This is a genomic window from Pseudomonas fluorescens (genome assembly GCF_902497855.1).
GTDB lineage: Bacteria > Pseudomonadota > Gammaproteobacteria > Pseudomonadales > Pseudomonadaceae > Aquipseudomonas > Aquipseudomonas fluorescens_BI.
In genome coordinates, this window is the sequence record NZ_CABVHU010000024.1 from 43,947 (window position 1) to 66,581 (window position 22,635).

The window sequence follows — 22,635 nt, forward strand, 5'->3', positions numbered from 1 at the left end:
TGACAATGGACGCAGAAAGGGCAATCGTCGAACTGGCTGTGCTGATGTATCCCGGCGCGCAGTTGGCGGCGGTGCACGGGTTGACGGACTTGTTCGCCGTAGCGAACCGGATTGCCGCCGAGCACCAGAGTGCGCGGTTGCCGCAGCTGAGGATCAGCCATTGGCAGGTCGATGGCGAGCAGGTGCCCGAGCGGGTCTACGACAGTCATCCCGTCCTGGATAGCGCATTGGTTGCAGTATTGATCCCGCCGGCGATCGCCGGTTTTTCCGAAGGCCAGGCACCCCAGGCGTTGATCCGCTGGCTTCGTCAGCAACATGCCAATGGCGCGATCCTGGGCGGCGTTTGCGTGGGCTCGATTCTGTTGGCTGAAAGCGGCTTGCTCGACGGTCGCAGCGCCACCACCCACTGGACATCGGCCAAGACGTTCGCCGAGCGTTATCCGGCGATCAGGCTCAAGGCCGATACGCCCATCGTCGATGACGGCGACTTGATCACGACGGCCGGCTTGATGGCCTGGTCCGAACTGGGCTTGCGTCTTGTGAACCGTCTGCTCGGGCCGAGCATCGCCACCAGTACTGCGCGTTTCCTGGTGGTGGAACACAGCGACAGCGCGAGCGAGTGCGGCAGCAATTTTGCACCGATTCTCAGCCATGGCGATGCGTCGATACTCAAGGTTCAGCATTGGCTGCAAAGCACTGGCGCGACCGATGTGTCGCTGACGGCGATGGCCGAGCGGGCAGGGCTGGAAGAGCGCACCTTCCTGCGCCGATTCCGCGCGGCGACCGGCTTGAAACCCACCGAGTACTGCCAGCATCTGCGGGTGGGCAAGGCGCGGGAGATGCTTGAGTTCACCAACGGCACAATCGATCACATTGCCTGGACCGTCGGGTATCAGGATCCTGGGGCGTTTCGGGCGATGTTCAAAAAGATTACCGGGTTGGCGCCGAGTGAATATCGGGCGCGGTTTGGGGTGGCATCCAGTGCTGCAACCCGATAGACGCCTCACCCCTGAATACGCTGTTGTGGTGAGGGGCTCAGTCCTACAATTGATGTGTGTCATTCGTGCAAAATGCAGGAGTCTTGACTGGTTTCGTGCAGATTAAAACAGGCTTAGTGCCATCACTCTTCCCACAACTGCCTGATTTGAAAACCGTTTCTTACCAGCCATCCTTGGCCTGATCTCTGCACCCCTGACACTACATTCATCACGTGCCGATTGAAGGGGGATGCATGACCCCAGCAAACCGCAAGAAACTGGTGGTCGCCCATTCGGTGCGCCCCGACGCTCCACAGCACGAAGTCGAAACCAATCGCGCGCTGGCCCGTTGGCTGGCGCAAATCCTCGGGCTCAAATTCGGTGGCAGTTACGACCCTCGATTACACCGCGGCCATGACCTTTATCTATTACCGACCCAGACCCTGGTAGGCACCGCGGCCGCCCTGGAGTTGGGCGTGAAAGGGCCGGATGATTTGTGGGGCGGGTACGTCGACCACGACTTCATCTGCACCAAAGCCATCAGCCACGGGTTGCGTAGTAAAAATGCCCACGCCCCGCCAGGGTGGTCGTCGCTGTTTTCCGAGCGCGTGCGCAGTGTTGTGCTTGATGGTCTCAGTGTTTTTTCTCTGGACGATGCGCGTCCTGCGGCAGAACACCTGCTCTACACCGGCCCCATTCGCCTCAAGCCCATCCATGCCTGCGCCGGACGCGGTCAGGAAGTGATCAAGAGCCTCGACCAGTTCGATGGGATTCTTGCCAGACCCGATGCGAGAACGCTGTTCACCGAAGGCGTGGTGCTCGAGCAGGATCTGGCCAATGTCATCACCCACAGCGTCGGCCAGAGCTTTATCGGCGACAAGGTGCTGAGTTACTGCGGTGATCAATACTTGACCGAAGACGGTCAAGGCGAGCAGGTTTATGGAGGCTCCAATCTGCTCGTGGTCCAGGGTTATTACGATGACTTGCTCGAGCTGGCACTGCCTGACGATGTGCGACTGGCGATCCGGCAAGCGCAGGTCTTCGACAGCGCCGCGGATGAATCCTATCCAGGTTTCTACGCCTCGCGGCGCAACTACGATATTGCCCAGGGACTGGACAGCAACGGCAAGTCGCGCAGCGGTGTGCTGGAGCAATCCTGGCGCATGGGCGGTGCCAGCAGTGCCGAAGTGGCGGCCTTGCAGAGCTTCGTCAACGATCCGGGGATGCGTGCGATTCGCGTGTCTTCGGTGGAGACGTACATCGATCAGCCCCTGCCCGCGGACGCCATCGAGGTCTACCGCGGGCCGGCGCAGAACAGTGACTTTCTACTCAAGTACGTAACGGTTAAATCCTATGACGGCTAGAAGCGAAACCATTCAGATCGACATCGATGATGAACAGATGACCGGGACCTTTCTCAGCCCCAAGTCAAAAGTCCCGGGCGTGTTGTTCGTGCACGGCTGGGGTGGCAGCCAGGAGCGGGATCTGGAACGGGCAAAAGGCATCGCTGGCCTGGGGTGTGTGTGCCTGACGTTCGACTTGCGCGGGCACACCGGTGGCACTGGCATTCCGCTGACACGGGTGACGCGTGAGGACAACCTGCGCGACCTGCTGGCGGCCTATGACCGGCTGCTGGCCCATCCGGCGCTCGATACCTCGGCGATTGCCGTGGTCGGCACCAGCTATGGGGGTTATCTGGCGTCGATCCTGACGTCGTTGCGCCCGGTACGCTGGTTGGCGCTGCGGGTGCCGGCGCTGTATCGCGACGATCAATGGAATACCCCCAAGCGTGACCTGGACAAGCTCGATCTGCGTGACTATCGCAGCACGCTGGTTCGCGCCGACAGCAATCGTGCGCTGCATGCCTGTTCGCACTTTACCGGGGACGTGCTGCTGGTCGAGTCCGAGACCGATGACTATGTGCCGCACGCCACCATCATGAGTTACCGGGCGGCCTGTCAGCAGACGCATTCCCTGACACACCGGATTATCGACGGATCGGATCACGCCTTGAGCGACCCGGTTTCGCAACAGGCGTACACCTCGATCCTGGTGGACTGGATTACAGAGATGGTGGTGGGCGAGCGGTTGAGCATTATTCAATCGACTTGAGATCGGCGGTGGGTTCTTCGCGGGCAAGCCTCGCTCCTACAAAGACCCAAGTCCGTGGGAGCGAGGCTTGCCCGCGAAGGTGCCATGACAGACCCAGGCGATCACTTGGGTTTCTTCGCAATCCGCAACGACTTGGCCTTGGCCTCGACAACCAGATACATCACCACCGTAATCAACAGCGGCAAGATGAAATAGATCGCCCGATACGCCAGCAACCCTGCCACCAGACTCCCCCGTGAAGCCTCATGTTGCAGCAACGCCACGAACACCGCCTCCAACACCCCAAGCCCCGCAGGAATATGCGTGATCACTCCGGCGATCGCGCTGATCAACAGCACCCCCAGCACCAGCGGATAGTCCAGTTTGCTCGGCAACAGGGTGAAAATCACCGCAGCCATCAGCGACCAGTTCAGCGCCCCGAGGGCCAGTTGCAGGATCGCCATACGCAGGGACGGCAGATTGATTTCCACCCCGCGGATCGACCATTCCCGGCGCCGGGAAAACTGACACGCCACCAGGTACCCCGCGCTCACCAACAGCAACACCACGCCCACCCCTTGCAACGCACCGGTGCTGAGCTTCCAGCCTGGCGGCATCCGCACCAGCCCGCTGGTGAACACTGCACCGGCAATGACCATGTAGCCGAACCAGTTGGTCGCCAGGCTCAGGCCGAGGATCTTCGCGATGTTGCCTTTGCTCACCCCGAGACGCGAGTACAGGCGATACCGCATGGCAACGCCACCGACCCAGGCGCTCAGGTTGAGGTTGAAGGCGTAGCTGATGATCCCCACCGGCAGGATTTGCTTCCAGGTCAGGTCCTGGCGAATGTAGGTACGGCCGATCAGGTCGAAGCAGGCGTAGACCAGAAAACTGACCAACGTCACCCCGGACGCGATGATCAGCGTGCGAACCTTGAAATCAGCGAGGTTGCTGAACACTTCATCCCACTCGATGCGCTGGGCGAGCATGGTGAACAGTACGATCAGCGCCAGGAAAAACAGCATCGTCAGCGGTTTTTTCCAGCGGCTCCAGCGCGACTTGTGTGGGTGGTCGGCGTGGGTGGCCGGTTGTGTTTCAGAGTGGCTCATCAGGTGTCACTCCGGGCGGTGTGGGAAAAAGGTTTCAGGCGCGGCTTGTGCGCCGGCAGCCAACCGGCCCAGGCCGGGAAGTGCCGCAGGAAGTGAAACACCAGAAAACCGACGGTCATGTGCCAGACCCGTCCGCGGGGTGACTTGTCCGCGGACATGGCTTTGCAGTGATGGTCGCTCAGGTCCTCGAGACGATCGAACAGGTCGCGATTGAAGGCGCGATCGCGGATCAACACGTTGGCTTCCAGGTTCATGGACAGGCTCAACGGGTCCAGGTTGCTCGAACCCACCGTGCTCCAGTCCTCATCCACCAGCGCGACTTTGCCGTGCAGCGGGCGGTCACAGTATTCATAAATCCGCACGCCGGATTTGAGCAGGTAGTCATAGGTCATGCGCGCCGCGAGTTTGGCCACCAGCATGTCGGGCTGGCCTTGCAGGATCAGACGCACATCGACGCCACGCCGGGCCGCGTTGCGGATTTCGCGCAGCAGGCGATACCCCGGAAAGAAGTAGGCGTTGGCGATCACCACCCGCCGTTGGGCGCTGCGCAGCACCTGGCGGTAAACCTCTTCGATATCGGTGGTGTGTTCACCGTTGTCGCGATAGACGAGTCGCACCTGGCCGTCGTGATCGGTGAAGGCCAGTTCCTGGCGCCGCTGCCTTCGACGTTGCCACCAGTATTTGGCCCGGGCTGGCCGGCCGCTTTGCAGCAGTGCGAAGTGATGGATATCGGCCACCGCCGGGCCTTGCACTTCCACCGAATAATCCTGTTTGGCCTCGGGACCGAAGTCGGCCAGATGGTCGGCAGAAAAGTTGATCCCGCCAATGAACGCGATGGTGCCGTCGACCACCACTATCTTGCGGTGCAGGCGACGGAACCAGTTGGTACGAATGCCGAAGTGCTTGGGGGCGGGATCGAATATCTGGATACGCACGCCGGCCTCGCTCAGCGCCGCGAGAAAGGCGGTGCTCAGTTCGCCGCAGCCAAAACCGTCCAGACTGGCGGTGACCCGCACGCCGCGACTGGCGGCGTCGATCAGCACTTGCTGCAGTTCATTGCCAACCTTGTCCTCGAACACGATGAAGGTTTCCAGGAGGATTTCACTCTTGGCCTGGCGCATGACGTCGAACACCCGAGGGAAATACGCTTCGCCGTTTTCCAGCAGCTCCACGAGATTGTTGCCCTGCCAGCCGTACTCGACATCGACCGTGCCGGGTTCACGCACAGGTGGGGTGGCGGATAAGTGTTCCACGCTGGTTTTTTCCATCGATGGGCTGCTCATAGCTCGATCTCCACCGACAACGGTGCGTGATCGGAAAGGTGGGACCAGGGGCGCGACGCCAATACTTGCGGACGGCTGGCCTTGAGGTTGCGCACGTAGATGCGGTCCAGGCGCAACGCCGGCAGGCGTGCCGGGAAACTGCGCGCCGGTTTGCCGTGGAGTTCGGCGAACACTTCTCGCAGGCCACAGGGCTTGAGCAGTGCATCGGCGCGCTGGCGCCAGTCGTTGAAGTCACCGGCAACCACCACCGGGGCCTTGGCCGGCAACTCTGCAAGACGGCTGGCCAGCAGCTTGAGCTGTGCATTACGGTGGCTTTCGCGCAGGCCCAGATGCACGCAAATGGCGTGCACTTCCTGACCGTCGCCGGGCAGGCGCAGCACGCAATGCAGGATGCCCCGGTTTTCATGCCCGCTGATGGACACGTCGAGATTGTCATGGCGAATGATCTGGAATTTCGACAGCAGCGCATTGCCATGATCCCCCGCCGGGTAGACCGCGTTGCGTCCATAGGCGAACTGCGGCCACAGGGTGTCGGCGAGGAACTCATACTGCGGCATCTGCGGCCAATTGCTGTAACGCGCCGGATGATGTTCGTGGGTGCCGTGAACCTCCTGCAAAAACACCACGTCGGCCGACACGCTACGCACCGCTTCGCGCAATTCGGGGAGGATGAAGCGCCGGTTCAAGGCGGTGAAGCCCTTGTGGGTGTTGACGGTCAGTACGGTGAACCGACTGACCGGCTCAATGGTTTGTGCCTGATCATCCGCTACGCTGAGCTGCTCGGAACTGTTCATGGCAGCACTCCTTCGGCAGCAGGCTCGCCGGGGGCAGTGGTGAGGGTTTTATCGAGATGGAAGCGTTGCAGAAGGCTGCGCGCATCGAACGGCGCGCGGACCTTGATGTCGTTGTCGAAATAGCAGAACACCTCGCGGGATTTGCGCACCTTGGGCTTTTGCTTCGGCGCGATCAACTGTGGGTCGCTCGGTTGCTTGCCCTGATGCCAGGCCTCGATGCGGTCGCCCCAGCGTTTCAGCGCTTGTGGCGTGTAGCCGCTGGCATAAAGTTCTTCGGCGCCGTGCAGGCGCAGATAGACGAAGTCGCTGGTGATATCTTCGCGATAGGGCCATTTGCCGGCGGTATCGGCGATGACCAGGGCGGTGTCGTAGCGTTTCAGCAGATGGACGAAGGCCGGGTCGACGAAGCTTTCATTGCGAATTTCCACGGCATGACGCAAACGCTTTTTTTTGTGAGCCCTCAGGCTGGCGTGGCCGTTGACGTGGGAATCATGCTGGCGGGCGAGGGCGGCGGCCTGTTCGGTGTCGTGCGGCAGTTGCTGCAGGAAGGTCTCGAACAGCTCGGCATTGAATTTGAAGTTGGGCGGGAACTGCCAGAGGATCGGACCGAGTTTTTCCTTGAGTTCCAGTACTCCGGAGGCGAAAAAGTTCGCCAGCGGTTTGTGAACGTCACGCAGGCGCTTGATGTGGGTAATGAAGCGTGGCGCTTTGACACTGAACACGAAGTCCGTTGGCGTTTCGGCGTACCACTGGGCGTAACGTTCGGGCCGCTGCAGGGCGTAAAACGATCCATTGATTTCGATACTGTTAACGGCCCGCGACGCGAATTGCAATTCGCGCTTCTGGGTCAGCCCCTTCGGGTAGAAATCCCCCCGCCAGGGCGTGTACCGCCAACCTGAAATGCCAATGTGAATCGTCGCCATATCGCCTCCCGTCTAATGGTCTTCGGACTACCCCTGTCTTTTGCTGACTGCGGGGCAAGGGATAAAGTTTCGACGGAGCTACGGGCGGTAAACGCTTTATTGATCACCGTCGATCAATTGTGGGAGCGAGCCTGCTCGCGAAAGCGGTGGGTCAAGTTACATCGATGTTGGATGTGTTGCCGGCTTCGCCGGCAAGCCGGTCTCGCTCCCACAGGGGTTGATCAATGGCCGGTGACTACGCGGGCGGCGTCTTCAGGTTGTGCATACACTGGACCGAGGCGATCAAGACGTCCACTCCACACCGTCAGCGCCAGCGCCACCAATACCACCAGACCACCGATCCACGCGGTATGGATCAAACCCAGATGAGCGACGATCAATCCACCGCCCCAGGCGCCACCGGCGATGCCGAGGTTGAAGGCCGCGATGTTCAGGCCGGAAGCCACATCCACTGCATTGGGGGTGTGATGTTCGGCCTGACGCACTACATAAACCTGCAGGCCCGGTACGTTACCGAACGCGACTGCTCCCCAGACCAGCACGGTCGCCAGGGCCAGCCATGGGTTGCCCGCGGTAAAGGTCAGCACGAACAGGACCGCGGCGAGCAGGGCGAAAATGACTTTCAGGGCGCTGATCGGGCCATGTTTGTCTGCCAGTTTGCCGCCCCAGATATTGCCGACCGCCACCGAGATCCCGTAAACCAGCAACACCAGGCTGACAGTGCCGGCACTGAAGCCTGAAATGTCCTGGAGAATCGGTGCCAGGAAGGTAAACGCGATGAACGAGCCGCCGTAGCCGACTGCGGTCATGGCATACACCAGCAGCAAGCGGGGTTGCTTGAGCACCTGCAATTGTTCCAGCAGCGAGGCCGGTTTGCTGTGGGTGATGTTCTTCGGCACATAGAGCAGGCTGCCGATAAAGGCGATCACACCCAGCGCGGACACGGCGAGGAAGGTTTCACGCCAGCCGAAATGCTGGCCGATGAATGTCCCCAGCGGCACGCCAGTGACCAGCGCCACGGTCAGGCCGGTGAACATGATGGCGATCGCGCTGGCGGCTTTTTCCTTCGATACCAGGCTGGTGGCGATGGTCGAACCGATCGAGAAAAACACCCCATGGGCCAGGCCGGTAACGATCCGCGCAATGATCAGTGATTCGTAGCTCGGTGCCTGCCACGCCAGCAGGTTGCCGAGGGTGAACAGCACCATCAGCGACAACAGCAGCAATTTGCGCGGGACTTTACCGGTGAGGGCGGTCAACACTGGGGCACCGATGGCGACACCCAGGGCATAGAGGCTGACCAGCAGCCCGGCGGACGGCAGGCTGACACCGAGATCGGCGCCTATAGTGGGTAACAAGCCAACGATGACGAACTCGGTCGTCCCGATGGCGAAGGCGCTGAGGGTCAGCGCGAGCAAGGCAATGGGCATGGCTGCAACTCCGGTGGATTTGATTGATGGAGCGCAGTGTCGGGGTTTCGGTTGTGCGGAAAAATAGAGGGATGGGCATTTGATATTTGAGCTCTGCGCAAAGATCGCCCCGACGGGATCACGCGGTCCCCTGTAGGAGCCGGCTTGGTGCGCGCTGGCTTGTGTAGGAGCCGGCTTGCTGGCGAAAGCGTTTTCATTGGCGGTGCAAGGCTTGAGGCCGCCTTCGCTGGCGAGCCAGCTCCTACAGGGGGTATATGAACTTGCCCGCCATTTGCCAATCAGTTCCTAACAGACCCTTTTCAAGGAGCTCCGCGTTTTGCTCAAATTCAAGACCGCGATACTACTGGGGGCGTTGCTGTTCTTAGGCAGCAACGAGCTGGAAGCCGCCACACTGCCAGGTGTTCCTGACGTCGCCGAGGAAGCCGCAAAGCCCGAGCCCCTGGTGCAGGGCGGTCTGCTCGGGGCCATCAGTTCCAGCATCGACGACGTTCAGGACAAGCTCGACCTCAACGAAAACCTGGTCGACGCCTGGCGCCTGCGGGCCGATCGGGCGGTGGATGAAGTGGACAAACTGGTCAATCGGCCCTCGAGTCGTTCGGGCTGGAGCGTGGCGGGCGATTTTCTGATGTTGTCCGGTGTCTGGCTCGGCGTCTTTGCCTTGCTCACCGTACTCGGTGGCATTCTCGCCAAACACCTGAACCAGGGGCGCTGGCTGCGGACCCGTCAACGCAGCCAGGATTTGCTCACCTACTTGCTGCCTTACACCTTGCCTGCAGTGATCTGCCTGCCCTTGACGCTCTATGTCAGCCACTTCCTGCCAGCCTCGGTGGGTCGCGCCCTGGCATTGTGTTTCGCCTACGCCACCAGCAGCGGCATTTTCTCCACCTCGATGCTGCTCTGCGTGATTGTCATGTTCAACACCGGACACAAGCGCACGGCGGTGCAGCTGATTCGCGATTACTGCCCCAGACCGCTGTTCCTGATCGGCTTCCTCGCAGCGCTCAGCGACGCCTTGACCAGCCCGCAAATCGCCCGGCAACTGGGTGGCAACATCACCAGCAGCATTGCGGTGTTTACCGGTCTGTTCGCCTCGATCATCTTCGGTTTGCTGGTGATCCGCCTGCGTCGTCCAGTGGCGCACCTGATCCGCAATCGACCGCTGGCCCAACGCCTCAAACAGCCTTCGCTGCAGGAATCGTTGCGGATTTTTTCCTGGCTCTGGTACTGGCCGATCCTGCTGATGGTCATGGTCTCGGCGATCAACCTGATCGGCGTCGGCGAGGACAACCAAAAGGCACTGCGCTGTGCGCTGTTCACCACCATTTTGCTGATTGCCTCGGTATTTCTCAGCACGATTTTCCAACACATGTTCAAGACGAGCCAGGCCGCAGCGCTCAAGCGCAGCAGCGCCTACAAGGAACGGTTTCTCAGCTTACTGCATGCCTTGTCGCGGATCGTCATGGCCGTGGCTTTCATTGAAATTCTCGGGCGGATCTGGGGTGTGTCGCTGTTCGAATTCGCCGAGAGCAACTCGGTGGGTCGGGCGATCAGCGATTCATTGAGCAGTATCGGTCTGATCTTTCTGGTCACCTGGCTGCTCTGGGTGGTGCTCGATACGGCGATCCAGGAAGCGCTTAAACCGCCGGTCAACAAACGCGCGGCGCAGCCCAGCACGCGGGTCAAAACCATCCTGCCGCTGCTGCGCAACGCGATCAAAATCATCCTGGTGGTGATCTGTGCGATCACCACCATGGCCAACCTGGGCATCAACGTCGCGCCACTGCTGGCCGGTGCCGGGGTGGTCGGCCTGGCCATCGGTTTCGGCTCGCAGCAACTGGTGCAGGATGTCATCACCGGGCTGTTCATCATCATTGAAGACACCTTGTCGATCGGCGACTGGGTGGTGCTCGATTCCGGTCACGCCGGTACGGTCGAAGGGTTGACCATTCGCACCTTGCGCCTGCGTGACGGCAAGGGGTTTGTGCATTCGGTGCCGTTCGGTCAGATCAAGGCGGTGACCAACCAATCGCGGCAATTCGCCTATGCGTTTTTCTCGGTGCAGTTCACCTACGACACTGACGTGGACAAGGCCATCGAACTGATCCGCGAGGCGGGTGATTCGATCCGTGACGACGCGTTCCTCAAGTACAACCTGCAAGGACCGCTGGATGTGTTTGGCGTCGACAAGATGGACCTCAACGGCGTGGTGCTGACGGCGCAGTTCCGCACCGTGTCGGGCGGGCAATATGCAGTGAGCCGGGCGTTCAATCAGCGCTTGAAAAAGCTGGTGGACAACAGCCCGTGGGTGCATTTTGCGCAGACTTATCCACAGCAGGTGTTGATGCCTGGGCGGCAGGTGCATGAGTCGGAGGATGAGAGGGCGATGATGGAGCATTCGTCGGTGTTGCTGCCGGATCAGCCGCGGACCCAATGATTTGTGGTGGAGCTGCTGACCTCTTCGCGAGCAGGCTCGCTCCCACAGGGGACATGTGTCGGTCACAAAACCTTGCTCAAACACAGATCAACTGTGGGAGCGAGCCTGCTCGCGAAGAGGCCCCGCCAGACAACATCAATGCCGGATCAGTTTACTACGCACCTCAGCACTGGCGTGCTGATCCAGCTCCAGCCAGAAAACCTGCTTGCCGGCAATCTCCGCAGCCGCCGGCAAGCCATCGCGATACACCAATCGATTACTCGCCAACGCCGGCACCTTCGCACCGGGTAACAGCGTGCCCGCCAGGTTCAGCGGATCGACCCCGCACACGGCTATCAAACTCCCGTCATGGGGCCGGCGCCGAACTTCGCGCAGCAATGGAATCGCTTCAGGCAATGCGAACTGCTCGCCCGCCAGACCACTGACAAATCGCCCGCCACGAATCTCACCCCGTGCCTCCAGTCGGTGGAAGGTGCGCAGCAATTCCCGCCAGCTCGGCAGCCAGTCCGCCTCGCGCTCCAGCAGACGCCAGAACACCACGCCGTAGCGGCGCAGCAAGGTCATGGCGATATGTTCAAGGGTCTCGCCAGGCGTCGGTGCCGGACGTTTGTCATCCACCACCGGCGCGGGAGTACCGCGGCGCAGCAAGGCCCAGCGCCCGGCATCGTCCATCCCGCCGACAAAGGCCCCGCGCCCGCGTCGGCTGCTGCGGGCCTGGCGTTTACTGGCCGGGGTGATCAGCGCCCGCAGGCCGGCGAAGCTGTCGGCGTTCACCAGTCCGGCGCCTACCAGTTCCTGCAAGGCGATTTCCAGCTCCGAGCGCAGCAGGTGCGCCTCGTGAACAAGCTCATCGAAAAACAGGGCGCCGTGTTGGCTGAGGGCTTGGTGAACCTTTTGGGTTTTCGGCGACAGTTCGTCGACCGGGGTTTGCTCGGTCAGGCTGCTCCACAACCCGACCTGGCTGCGCGGCAGCAGCAGAATCGGCGTGCTGCGCAGCGCCGTGCTGGCGCTCTTGTTGCGCGCGGTCAGCCGGGTCCAGACCAGTTTGCCGCTGCGACACAGGTCATCCAGCCAGCTCGCCGAATACCCTTTGATCCGCGCCGGCAGCATGTCGCTGTCCCAGGCTGAGGCCGCGGCAGGGTAGCCTTCGAACTGACCGACAATTGCCTGCAGCACCGCGCTGCCCTGGCCTTGGGTCGTCGCGGACAGATGCTGCCAGTCAAACAGGAAGCGCATGAAATCCTGCAGTGCCACCGGCTCGATTTCCCGCCGCAGACGCTTGACCGTATAGCGATGAATGCGCGCCAGCAGATGCCGCTCGCACCATTCTTCCCGCGTGGCACCCGGGGTGAATTGGCCGCGCAACACATAACCTTCGCGCTCCAGTTCAGCCAGCGCCTGGGTGACCCGGGTCGCCGGTAATCCCAAGGGTTCGGCAATCGCCGGCAGCGGCAACGGGCCAAAGGCGCTGAGCCGCGCGCGAACCACCTCAAGTGCCGCTGCATCCGTTTCCCAGGCTTCATCGAAACCCGGCAACGCCTCCAGTGGCGGCAACAATGGGGCGTGCGGATAAATCGCCTGCAGGCAGGTCAGTCGCTCCAGCGCCAGCCATAGCGATTGCGCCGGGTTGATCTGCAGGCGACTGGCGCGGCCGCTGTCGGCCAAGTCATTCAGCCATTCGCACCAATGGGGATTGGCCTGCGCCTCGGCGTCGGTGATGCATGCCAGGCTCATCAACGCCTCATGCATTTCATCAACCCCGGTCGGTGCGGGCCAGGCTTCATCGCGTACCGCTTGAATCGCCTCGGCGTCCAGCGCCCCGAGGTCGTCGGTGGATTGCGGATCGGTCCAGCGACGGTTGAGCACGGCTTGCGTGCGCCGCTCTTCCAGCGGCGCATCGTCGAGAAAGGTGTAGGGGCGGGCGCTGAGGATTTCTGCCGCCAGCGGCGAGGGGGCCGGCAGGTCGCGGCTGATCAGGCACACGTCGCCACGCTCGATGCGGCGCAACAAGGCCAGCCAGCCTTCGCAGTCCATGGCGTCGTGGAGGCAATCGTCGAGGGTCTGCTCCACCAGAGGATGCTCGGGAATCTCCCGTTCGCCGGCGAGGTTTTCCACGCAGGCAAGCTGGTCGGGAAACACGCTGGCGATCAGGTCTTCGCTTTTCATCCGCTGGATCTGCGGCGCGACTTTGCGTCCACCGGTATAACGCGGCAGCGCCAGCGCCACCCCGGCATTCCAGCGCCAGCGTACGCCGAACAGCGGTGCTTCGAGCACCGCTTGAGTCAGGATGTGCTCGGCGCTGCGGCTGTGCAGATAACGCCAGACGTCATCGAGCTCAAAGCTGTGGCTGCTGGACAGCGACAGCACGATGGCATCTTCGCTGGCGGCCGCCTGCAGTTCGAAGTTGAAGGTGCGGCAGAAGCGCTTGCGCAGGGCCAGGCCCCAGGCGCGGTTGATGCGGCTGCCAAACGGGGTGTGGATGATCAGCTGGGTGCCGCCGGACTCGTCGAAAAACCGCTCCATCAGCAGTGTGTCTTGCGATGGCAACGCGCCAAGGGTCAGGCGCGCGCGGGCCAGGTACTCCACCAATTGCTCGGCACTGGCGAGATTGAGGCCGAGGACGTCGGTCAGCCAGTCGAGCGCGGGCTGCAAGTCGCCGGGCGTGGCGCCCAACAGATCATCGAGTTGCCCTTGCAAGCGAGCCACGGCGAACGACAGCTCATCACTGCGCCCGGGCGCTTCGCCGAGCCAGAACGGGATGGTCGGCGGTTGGCCCTGCGCGTCTTCGACCCGGACCTTGCCGGTTTCGACCCGCAGGATCCGGTAAGAGGTGTTGCCCAGCTGGAAGACATCGCCGGCGATGCTTTCCACCGCGAAGTCTTCGTTGACGCTGCCGATGTTCAACCCTTGAGGCTCCAGCAGCACGCTGTAGTCGGCGTTGTCCGGAATGGTCCCGCCGCTGGTCACGGCGGTCAGTTTGCTGCCCCGGCGACCGCGCAGCGTGCGGCTGACGGCGTCGCGGTGCAGGTAAGCGCTGCGAATGCCCTGACGCCCGTTGTAGCCGTCGGCGAGCATGTGCAGCAGCGCCTGATAATGCTGTTCGTCGAGTTCGGCATAAGGCGAGGCCCGGCGGAACATCTCCAGCAATGCCTGCTCCTGCCATTCCTGACAGCTGACTTCAGCGATGATCTGCTGCGCGAGTACGTCCAGCGGAGCCCGGGGAATCTGCAAGGTGTCGAGTTCGCCGCGACGCACGCAGTCGAGCAGGGCGATGCATTCGATCAGGTCGTCGCGGGTGGTGGCAAACAACCGCCCCTTGGGCGTGCCGCCGACCTGATGCCCGGAGCGACCGACCCGTTGCAGGAACCCGGCAATCGAGCGCGGCGAGGCGATCTGGCAGACCAGGTCGACGTCGCCGATGTCGATCCCCAGCTCCAGCGAGGCGGTCGCGATCAGCACTTGCAGGTCGCCGCGCTTGAGGCGTTGCTCGGCGTCGAGGCGAAATTCCTTGGCCAGGCTGCCGTGGTGGGCGGCTACCGCGTCCTTGCCCAGACGCTCGCTCAAGTGCCGGCTCAGGCGTTCGGCCAGACGCCGGGTATTAACGAAAATCAGCGTGGTCCGGTGCTCGCGGGCGAGGGCGGCGAGGCGGTCATACACCAGTTCCCAAACGTCGTTGGTCATGACCGCCGATAACGGCACCGGAGGCACTTCGATGCCCAGATCGCGCGGCCGGGCGTGACCAATGTCGATGATTTCGCACGGGCGGTCGCGACCGACCAGAAAACGCGAGACCGCTTCGATCGGCTTTTGCGTGGCAGACAGGCCGATGCGCGTCAAGGGATGCGTGCACAGTGCCTGCAAGCGTTCCAGGCTCAGGGCCAGGTGGCTGCCGCGTTTGCTGGCGGCGATGGCGTGGATTTCGTCGACGATGACCGTACGTGTGGTCTTGAGCATTTGCCGGCCGGAGTCGGAGCCCAGCAGCACATACAGGGATTCGGGCGTGGTCACCAGAATGTGCGGTGCTGTCCTGCGCATGGCCGAACGGTCTTTTTGCGGCGTATCGCCGGTGCGCACGGCGGTAGTGATCTGCAGTTCGGGCAGCCCCATTACGCGCAATTGTTCGGTAATCCCGGCCAAGGGGTTTTGCAGGTTGATCTGGATGTCGTTGGACAGGGCTTTGAGCGGCGAGACGTAGACCACCAGGGTTTCGTCGGGCAGGCCACCGTCGGCTTCCAGGCCGCGGTGGACCAGGTCATCGATGACCGCGAGAAACGCGGTGAGGGTCTTGCCGGACCCGGTGGGTGCGGCGATCAATGTGGAACGGTGCTGGCGAATCAACGGCCACGCCCGGGCCTGGGCGGCGGTGACCGTCGGGAACGTGTTGCCAAACCAGGCGCTGACGGCAGGGTGGAAGCCTGTCAGGGCGCTGTCTGCGGGGATGGGCAGGTTCATGGGGTAATTTATGCGGGTGGGGGTGGGAAGTTGCAAGTACCGCTCAAGCTCTTTATTGGCCAGTGGCAGCACCACAAATCCGGGAGATGTACACTTTACGGATGACGGTTGCGCTCTAAACCCGCAAAATGCAACGATTCCGGCACTATCGACGACATTGCCCGCGCGCAATGTCGATAAGCCATTGTTCCAATCAGACTGGGCCTGCTGACTCTATGCGAATGCGCCTTATGTTACTGGGCGGCGGAAATGCCCTTGGGCAGGCGCTGATTCGCCTCGGTGCGGAAGAAGACATCGGCTTCCTCGCCCCCCGCCCACCACAAGATGGCTGGGATGCCGCGAGCCTGACGCAACTGCTCGACGACACCCGCCCGGACGCGCTGATCAACCTCGCCTACTACTTCGACTGGTTCCAGGCGGAGGTGGTCAGCGAGCAGCGTCTGGCCGCGCAGGAGCGAGCGATCGAGCGTCTGGCCGAGCTGTGCCAGCATCACAACATCGTTCTGATGCAACCCTCGAGCTATCGCGTGTTCGATGGCGTCCGGGCAACGGCCTACAGCGAAAAAGACGAACCGGTGCCCCTGGGCCTGCGCGGTCAGGCCTTGTGGCGGATCGAAAAAAGTGTGCGCGCCACCTGCCCGCAGCACGTGCTGCTGCGTTTCGGCTGGCTGCTCGATGACAGTCCCGACGGCAGCCTCGGGCGTTTCCTAGCCCGGGCAGAAACGCCTGAAGAACTGCTGATGGCCGATGACCGTCGGGGCAATCCGACGCCAGTGGATGACGCCGCCCGGGTGATCATTTCGGTGCTCAAGCAACTCGATTGTGCCGCGCCGCTGTGGGGCACCTATCATTACGCCGGGCATGAAGCGACCACGCCGCTAGCGCTGGGGCAGGCTATCCTGACCGAAGCCCGTGCGTTACATCCGCTGGCCATCGAAGCACCGACCGCCCAGGCTCACGCCGCGCGTCCGGATGCCGCCGAGGAGCCGCAACACGCGGTGCTGGCCTGCAAGAAAATTCTGCACACGTTCGGCATCAAGCCCCGCGCCTGGCGCGCGGCACTCCCGGGCTTACTGGATAGGTTTTATCGCCATGGCTGACGGCCCTGTTTTCATCACCGGCGGTGCCGGTTTCATCGGCTCGCACCTGACCGATGCCTTGCTCGCCAAGGGCCATTCGGTGCGGATTCTCGATGACCTGTCGACCGGCAAGCGCAGCAATTTGCCGCTGGACAACCCCAAGGTCGAACTGATTGTGGGTGACGTTGCCGATGCGGCGCTGGTGGCACGGGCGATGCGCGGTTGCAGCGCAGTCGCGCACCTGGCGGCGGTGGCTTCGGTGCAGGCGTCGGTGGACGATCCGGTGAAGACTCACCAGAGCAATTTCATCGGCTCGCTGAATGTCTGCGAAGCCATGCGCCAGGCCGGTATCAAGCGGGTGCTGTTTGCGTCCAGCGCGGCGGTGTACGGCAATAACGGCGAAGGTGAGTCGATCGACGAGGACACGCCCAAGGCGCCGTTGACGCCGTATGCATCGGACAAGTTGGCGAGCGAGTATTACTTCGATTTCTACCGTCGCCAGCATGGCCTGGAACCGGTGATCTTCCGCTTTTTCAACATCTTCGGCCCGCGTCAGGATCCGTCCTCGCCGTATTCCGGGGTGATCAGCATTTTCAGCGAGCGGGCGCAGAAAGGCCTGCCGATCACCGTGTTCGGTGATGGCGAGCAGACGCGTGATTTTGTCTACGTCGAAGACCTGGTCGACTTGCTGGTGCAAGCCATCGAGCAACCACAGGTCGAGGTTGGCGCGGTCAATGTCGGCTGGAACCAGGCCACCACCCTCAAGCAAATGCTTGAAGCGCTGGAGGCGGTGGTCGGTCAGTTGCCGCCCGTGAGCTACGGTCCGGCGCGCGCCGGCGACATCCGCCATTCACGGGCGGACAATCGGCGTTTGCTGGAGCGTTTTACCTATCCGCAGCAGACCCCGCTGCGCGTTGGCCTGGCGCGGTTGCTGGGGCGCCGGCCCTTGTAGGAGCGAGCTTGCTCGCGATGGACGTCAACGATAACGCGTTCATTCTGGGTAAACGCGTCGTCCTTGAGACCTTCGCTGGCAAGCCAGCTCCTACAGGGTACGTGGCGGGATTAGAACTTGTAACCGAGCCCGACCATGTAGATGAACGGATCCACATCCACATCGACCTTGGCCCGTGTGCCCGGTGCCACGGCGTTATTTTCCACCGTCGCCGTGGTATCGATGTCGATGTAGCGCACCTGGGCGTTGATCATAATGCTGTCGGTCAGCATGTAGTCAGCGCCGACCTGAAACGCCATGCCCCAGGAATTCTCCGCCTTGAAGTTGCTGAACCCGTTGGCGCTGGCCTCGCTGCCGACGTGTTCGTCATAGATCCAGGTGTAGTTGATACCGGCGCCGACATAGGGCTGGAACGCGGACTTCGCGTCCAGGGGGTAGTACACGACGCTCAAGGTTGGCGGCAGGTGTTTCAGGCTGCCGAGTTTGCCGTTGGCCGCCCCCAGGGCGGTGCCCTTGAGTTTCACGTCATGCTCGAACGGCGAGGCCGCGAGCAACTCGATCCCCCAATGGCTGTCAAGCATGTAAGCGAAGTTCAGGCCCAGTTGCGTGTCGCTGCTCATGGTGGCCTTGCCGCCCAGGTCGGCACCCGCCAGCGGGCCCTGATCGACCTTGACGCTGGAGCTGTCGGCTTCCGGGTTGACGGTGATCGCACCGGCACGAACGATGATGTCGCCGGCGTCATGGGCATGGGCGAGCGGGGCTGCGAGCGCGAGGGCGAACAGCGAAGCGCTGAGCAAGGACTTGTGCATGGAGGCTCCAGAGGACGTTGAAAATGTTCGATGTCCAATGGTACGGAGGCGTCTGATACGGTCTTTTGATTCAGCTCAATGAAACAGTGATGGCCTTGGTTTTTGTGGAATGGCTGATGGCCTCTTCGCGGGCAAGTCGGATCGCCGCACCGCTCGCTCCTACGGGATTGGTGGTGTCCTTGTAGGAGCGAGCGGTGCGGCGATCCGACTTGCCCGCGAAGGGGCCTTCCTTGAACACAAAATGGTCGGATTCACTCCGGCAGTTCATACGCATAAATCTTGTCCGCCTCCATCTGATACCCGGCATCCGCCAACTCACTGCTCGATGCCTTGACCTGCAACGCACCCTCGATCCAGTACGGCTGATACAACTCATCGAGCTTCACACCGACTTCGCTTTTCACATGCACGATCTGGTTCGACGGCGGTGGCGGCACATGAATGCAGGCGCCGAAATAGGGCACCAGCAAAAATTCCGTAGTGCGACCTTCTTCACTGACTTCCAGAGGCACGATGTAGCCCGGCAGGCGAATGTTCTGACCGTCGAGGCTCTTCACCACCGGCGCATTGGGCATGTCCTGTTTGGCGGCGGGCGCCGCCTCGGCGGACAGCGCGCTGCCCATCTGCGACAGGTCGTGCAGCGGCGTCATGTTCGGTACTTCCGGTGTGGCGTCCGGCGGGATCATTTCCGACCAGGCCAGGTCTTTCGGCGCGGCCGCCCACAGCGGCAGGGCGACCAGCATCAACAGCGCAAGCACAGCGCGGGGCATCATCAACGTCCTCATAGTCTGATCGACAGGCCATCGGCCAGGGATTGGCGGTACGCGCGCCAGGCCGGTACGCAGCCCATCAGCAACGCGGCGCCCAGGATGCCACCGAGCAGCGTCCATTCATATTCGCTTGGCCAGGCCAGTGGCAGATACAAGCCGTAATTCGCCTGGACATAACCCTGGGCGGCGGCGATGCCGATGTAGAGGAGCGCCACGCCGGCTATTACCCCCGACAGCGCCAACGCGAACGCTTCCAGCACCAGCAGGGTCGCGATGTGCCACGGCCGCGCGCCCACCGAACGCAGAATCGCCATCTCGCGCCGCCGTTCGTTGAGGCTCGTGAGAATGGCGGTGAGCATGCCGATCAACCCGGTCAGCACCACGAACAGCGACACCACGAACAAGGCCTTTTCCGCCGTGCTCATCAAACTCCACAGTTCCTGCAAGGCCACCCCCGGCAGGATCGCCAGCATCGGTTCGCCACGGAATTCATTGATCTCGCGCTGCAGGGCAAAGGTCGAAATCTTGCTGTTGAGACCGAGCATGAACGCAGTGATCGCTTGCGGCGTCAGGTCCATGTTGCGTGCCTGATCGGCGCTGATCCGTCCGTTGCCGCGGGCCGGCACCCCGTTGTGCCAATCGACATGGATCGCTTCCATGCCGCCGAGGCTGATGTGCAGCGTGCGGTCTACCGGGGTGCCGGTGCGTTTGAGAATGCCGACCACGGTGAACGGCTTGTCGTCGTGCTTGACCAGGCTGATCACGGCCACGCCGTGGGCCAGCACCAGTTTGTCACCCAGCTTGTAGTGCAATGCGTCGGCGACTTCGGCACCGAGCACCACTTCGAACGGGTCAGTGGCGAAGGCACGACCATCGGCCAGCTCCAGGTGTTGTTGACGGCCGTACTGGTAATGCTCGAAGTAGGCCTCGGTGGTGCCCATCACCCGATATCCGCGATGGGAGTCACCGAGGGACATCGGGATCGCCCACTTCACCTTCGGGTTGTTGGCAAAGTGCTCGAAGCTGTCCCAGCGGATGTTGTTGGTGGCATTACCGATGCGGAACACCGAGTACAGCAGCAGATTCACCGAGCCGGAACGGGCGCCGACGATCAGGTCGGTGCCGCTGATGGTGCTGGCGAAACTGGCCTTGGCCTCGGTGCGCACCCGTTCCACTGCCAGCAGCAGGCAGACCGACAGGGCGATGGCGAACGCGGTAAGGATCGCGGTAAAGCGGCGGTTAGCCAGGCTGGCCATGGCTAGGCGGAACAAATACATCTCAGACCTCGAACGGGGTGGCGGCGCGATTGAGATCGGCCAGCGACAGATTGCGATCGAACAACGGCGCCAGGCTCTGGTCATGGCTGACGAACAACAGGCTCGATCCGGCTTCGCGGCATTCGGCGAACAGCAAGCGGATGAAATTCTCCCGGGCGTCGTAATCCAGGGCCGAAGTCGGTTCGTCGGCGATCACCAGTTCCGGCTGGCCGATCAACGCCCGTGCGGCGGCAACCCGTTGCTGTTGGCCGATGGACAGCGAATCGGCGCGGCGGCCAAGGATGTTTTCATCTTTCAGGCCCAAATGCGCGAGCAGGGTGGCCGCAGCCTGATCGACGCTGCCGTGGCGCTGGATCGCCCGTTCGGCGCGCAGCCTGGAAAAGTGGCAGGGCAACTCGACGTTCTCGCGCACGGAGAGAAATGGCAGCAGGTTGAATTGCTGGAAGAGGTAGCCGGTGTGATCGACTCGAAAGCGATCACGCGCGCCGGCGCCGAGCTCGGTCAGTTCCTGGCCGAGCAGGCGGATGCTGCCGCGGTCGGGTTTCTGCACGCCACCGAGCAGGCCGAGCAGGGTGGTCTTGCCGCTGCCGCTGGGGCCTTTGAGGAACAGGGTTTCGCCCGGCTCCAAGCGAAACGCCGGGATATCCAGCAGTGGCGGGTGACCGGGCCAGCTGAAGCCCAGGTCGGACAGTTCGATGAGTGCTTGGGTCATGTAAAACCGGTCAGGTTGATGGTGAACCTGTAGGAGCGAGCTTGCTCGCGAAAAACGTCAGGACAACGCGTTTACGCAGCAAACACGCGTTATCGTTAACGACCATCGCGAGCAAGCTCGCTCCTACAGGGGGGGCGAGGATGAATTCAGAATTTCAGGGCATCAGACTTGGCCGTCACTTCAACCCCTTGCTGCCCGCTCGGGCCGATCAGTTGTACCTGAATTTTAAGGGTCGCCGGGAAGGTGTTGAAGATGTTGGCCAGGTCGAGCGTCTTCAGCGCACCCGGTGACGAGCAACTGAATTGGTAATGCGCGTGGATGTCGCTGTGGTCATGGTGGTGCTCGTCCTTGCCGTCTTGGTCGTGATCATCATCGGCATCGGGCTTGTCGCCAAACAACGGGCTTTCCAGTTCCTGAGTCGCGATCATACAGCCAGCGGCTTTTGGCAGGTTGAACAGCACCACGGGCTTTTCCAGCTGCGCACGGACGGCGGCGACTTTGGCCTTGTCGGCGTCGGTGGCGGCGGCGTGTTCGAAACCCACCAGGTTCATCGCCGGGCTTTCAAGCTCCAGTTCCAGGGTCTGGCCGTCCAGCGCCGCATTCAAGCGACCAACGCCGTGTTCGTGGGCGCCAAGGCTGCCGTGCTCATGATCATGTTCATCGGCAGCATGGGCCACGACCAGCGGCAGCAAGGCAAACGGCAAAGCGAAAAGCAGACGGCGCATGACGAGTCTCCGGAAGTAAAATGAACATTTTGTTATGTGATCTTATAACACTGATGCGCAGAGTTTGACCGCCCGCTTGGCGTTGCACAAGTCCCATGGGAGCATGTGAGTCAGAAATGTGCAGGAGCAGACTTATGTTGCGTATACGCGGAAGCATCGGCGACTGGCCGGTGGATTTGACCCTGGAGCTCGATGACGCCGACTGGGCGCGGCTGGGTGCGCAGTTGCAGGTGAGCAAGCCCGAGGCCGAGGCCAGTGCTGCGCCGGCCAGACCGGTGAATCAGGACGATGCGCTGTGGCAGATCGCAAAGGAGTTGCTGCGCAAGGCCGGGCAGTTGAGCGGGCCGGATTTGCTGGAGCAGCTCGAAGGATTGACCGGCAGCGCGGCGTCGGGCAAACGGTTGTTGGTAAGGCTGCGGCACTGCCCGGACGTGAAGGTAGAGAGCGGCGGGGATACACCGCTGTACCGCTGGCTGTAGGAGCCGGCTTGCTGGCGAAAGCGGCGTGTCAGGCAACATTAATGCTGGATGTGACGGCCTCTTCGCTGGCAAGCCAGCTCCCACAGGGTTTGAAGCGTTCGGGGGATTTGGGCTGATCCCGATACTGTAGGAGCCGGCTTGCTGGCGAAAGCGGCGTGTCAGGTAACATTAATGCTGGATGTGACGGCCTCTTCGCTGGCAAGCCAGCTCCTACAGGGTTTGAAGCGTTCGGGGGATTTGGGCTGATCCCGATACTGTAGGAGCCGGCTTGCTGGCGAAAGCGGCGTGTCAGGTAACATTAATGCTGGATGTGACGGCCTCTTCGCTGGCAAGCCAGCT

General features: G+C 61.9%; 19 protein-coding genes. 7 read left to right on the top strand and 12 right to left on the bottom strand.

All coding sequences use genetic code 11. The annotated features are described in order from the left end of the window. The first annotated feature begins 5 nt into the window (after nt 1-5). From F8N96_RS31555 to F8N96_RS31565, 3 genes are all read left to right on the top strand, one after another. Nucleotides 6-998 (top strand): GlxA family transcriptional regulator, encoded by a 993-nt coding sequence (locus F8N96_RS31555; RefSeq protein WP_150801103.1) that lies wholly within the window; start codon nt 6-8, stop codon nt 996-998. A gap of 233 nt (nt 999-1,231) precedes the next feature. After that, nucleotides 1,232-2,341 carry a DUF3182 family protein gene (locus F8N96_RS31560; RefSeq protein ID WP_150801104.1) on the top strand — a complete coding sequence of 370 codons (1,110 nt, stop codon included), beginning with the start codon at nt 1,232-1,234 and terminating at the stop codon, nt 2,339-2,341. After that, entirely contained in the window at nt 2,331-3,089 is a 759-nt protein-coding gene (locus tag F8N96_RS31565; protein ID WP_150766953.1) for an alpha/beta hydrolase family protein, read from the top strand. Before F8N96_RS31560 ends, F8N96_RS31565 begins: the two co-directional genes overlap by 11 nt. 101 nt (nt 3,090-3,190) lie before the next feature. Here F8N96_RS31565 and F8N96_RS31570 read toward each other — a convergent pair whose 3' ends face one another. The 5 genes from F8N96_RS31570 to F8N96_RS31590 form a co-directional block, all read right to left on the bottom strand. Beyond that, nucleotides 3,191-4,177 (bottom strand): lysylphosphatidylglycerol synthase domain-containing protein, encoded by a 987-nt coding sequence (locus F8N96_RS31570; protein WP_150801105.1) that lies wholly within the window; start codon nt 4,175-4,177, stop codon nt 3,191-3,193. Further along, complete coding sequence (gene clsB, locus F8N96_RS31575; protein ID WP_150801106.1) at nt 4,177-5,460, bottom strand: cardiolipin synthase ClsB; 1,284 nt, start codon at nt 5,458-5,460, stop codon at nt 4,177-4,179. The genes F8N96_RS31570 and clsB overlap by 1 nt, the downstream gene beginning before the upstream one ends. Beyond that, the gene (locus tag F8N96_RS31580) at nt 5,457-6,254 is read right to left on the bottom strand and encodes an endonuclease/exonuclease/phosphatase family protein (protein ID WP_150801107.1); all 798 of its coding nucleotides are present in this window, start codon (nt 6,252-6,254) and stop codon (nt 5,457-5,459) included. Before F8N96_RS31580 ends, clsB begins: the two co-directional genes overlap by 4 nt. After that, a complete protein-coding gene (locus F8N96_RS31585; protein ID WP_150801108.1) occupies nt 6,251-7,177 on the bottom strand; it encodes a DUF72 domain-containing protein in 927 nt (308 codons plus the stop codon). Before F8N96_RS31585 ends, F8N96_RS31580 begins: the two co-directional genes overlap by 4 nt. 221 nt (nt 7,178-7,398) lie before the next feature. Further along, nucleotides 7,399-8,607 carry an MFS transporter gene (locus F8N96_RS31590; protein WP_150801109.1) on the bottom strand — a complete coding sequence of 403 codons (1,209 nt, stop codon included), beginning with the start codon at nt 8,605-8,607 and terminating at the stop codon, nt 7,399-7,401. 316 nt (nt 8,608-8,923) lie between these two features. Here F8N96_RS31590 and F8N96_RS31595 point away from each other — a divergent pair, with 316 nt between their 5' ends. Further along, nucleotides 8,924-11,041, top strand: coding sequence for a mechanosensitive ion channel family protein (locus F8N96_RS31595; protein WP_150801110.1), 2,118 nt, complete (start codon nt 8,924-8,926; stop codon nt 11,039-11,041). Between the two features lie 135 nt (nt 11,042-11,176). Here the strand turns inward: F8N96_RS31595 and F8N96_RS31605 are convergent, their stop codons facing one another. Continuing rightward, nucleotides 11,177-15,493: a DEAD/DEAH box helicase gene (locus tag F8N96_RS31605; RefSeq protein WP_150801111.1), complete on the bottom strand. Its 4,317-nt coding sequence runs from the start codon at nt 15,491-15,493 to the stop codon at nt 11,177-11,179. 215 nt (nt 15,494-15,708) lie between these two features. On the opposite strand from F8N96_RS31605, the gene F8N96_RS31610 reads away from it, so the two are divergent. After that, on the top strand, nt 15,709-16,593 hold the full coding sequence (locus F8N96_RS31610) for a sugar nucleotide-binding protein (protein WP_150766946.1): 885 nt from the start codon (nt 15,709-15,711) through the stop codon (nt 16,591-16,593). Beyond that, nucleotides 16,586-17,524 carry an NAD-dependent epimerase/dehydratase family protein gene (locus tag F8N96_RS31615; RefSeq protein WP_150801112.1) on the top strand — a complete coding sequence of 313 codons (939 nt, stop codon included), beginning with the start codon at nt 16,586-16,588 and terminating at the stop codon, nt 17,522-17,524. The genes F8N96_RS31610 and F8N96_RS31615 overlap by 8 nt, the downstream gene beginning before the upstream one ends. Before the next feature lie 110 nt (nt 17,525-17,634). Here the strand turns inward: F8N96_RS31615 and F8N96_RS31620 are convergent, their stop codons facing one another. The 6 genes from F8N96_RS31620 to F8N96_RS31645 form a co-directional block, all read right to left on the bottom strand. Continuing rightward, nucleotides 17,635-18,333 carry an OmpW/AlkL family protein gene (locus tag F8N96_RS31620; protein WP_150801113.1) on the bottom strand — a complete coding sequence of 233 codons (699 nt, stop codon included), beginning with the start codon at nt 18,331-18,333 and terminating at the stop codon, nt 17,635-17,637. 70 nt (nt 18,334-18,403) lie between these two features. Continuing rightward, nucleotides 18,404-18,607: a hypothetical protein gene (locus F8N96_RS31625; RefSeq protein WP_150801114.1), complete on the bottom strand. Its 204-nt coding sequence runs from the start codon at nt 18,605-18,607 to the stop codon at nt 18,404-18,406. Then, complete coding sequence (locus tag F8N96_RS31630; RefSeq protein WP_150801145.1) at nt 18,585-19,103, bottom strand: DUF3299 domain-containing protein; 519 nt, start codon at nt 19,101-19,103, stop codon at nt 18,585-18,587. The genes F8N96_RS31625 and F8N96_RS31630 overlap by 23 nt, the downstream gene beginning before the upstream one ends. Before the next feature lie 11 nt (nt 19,104-19,114). Next, nucleotides 19,115-20,380 carry an ABC transporter permease gene (locus F8N96_RS31635; RefSeq protein WP_150801115.1) on the bottom strand — a complete coding sequence of 422 codons (1,266 nt, stop codon included), beginning with the start codon at nt 20,378-20,380 and terminating at the stop codon, nt 19,115-19,117. A 1-nt stretch (nt 20,381) separates the two neighbouring features. After that, entirely contained in the window at nt 20,382-21,092 is a 711-nt protein-coding gene (locus F8N96_RS31640) for an ABC transporter ATP-binding protein (protein WP_150801116.1), read from the bottom strand. Nucleotides 21,093-21,238: 146 nt separating this feature from the next. After that, entirely contained in the window at nt 21,239-21,817 is a 579-nt protein-coding gene (locus F8N96_RS31645) for a DUF2796 domain-containing protein (protein WP_150801117.1), read from the bottom strand. 134 nt (nt 21,818-21,951) lie between these two features. Between F8N96_RS31645 and F8N96_RS31650 the strand changes: the two genes are divergently transcribed. Continuing rightward, entirely contained in the window at nt 21,952-22,296 is a 345-nt protein-coding gene (locus F8N96_RS31650; RefSeq protein ID WP_150801118.1) for a hypothetical protein, read from the top strand. Nucleotides 22,297-22,635 lie beyond the last annotated feature (339 nt).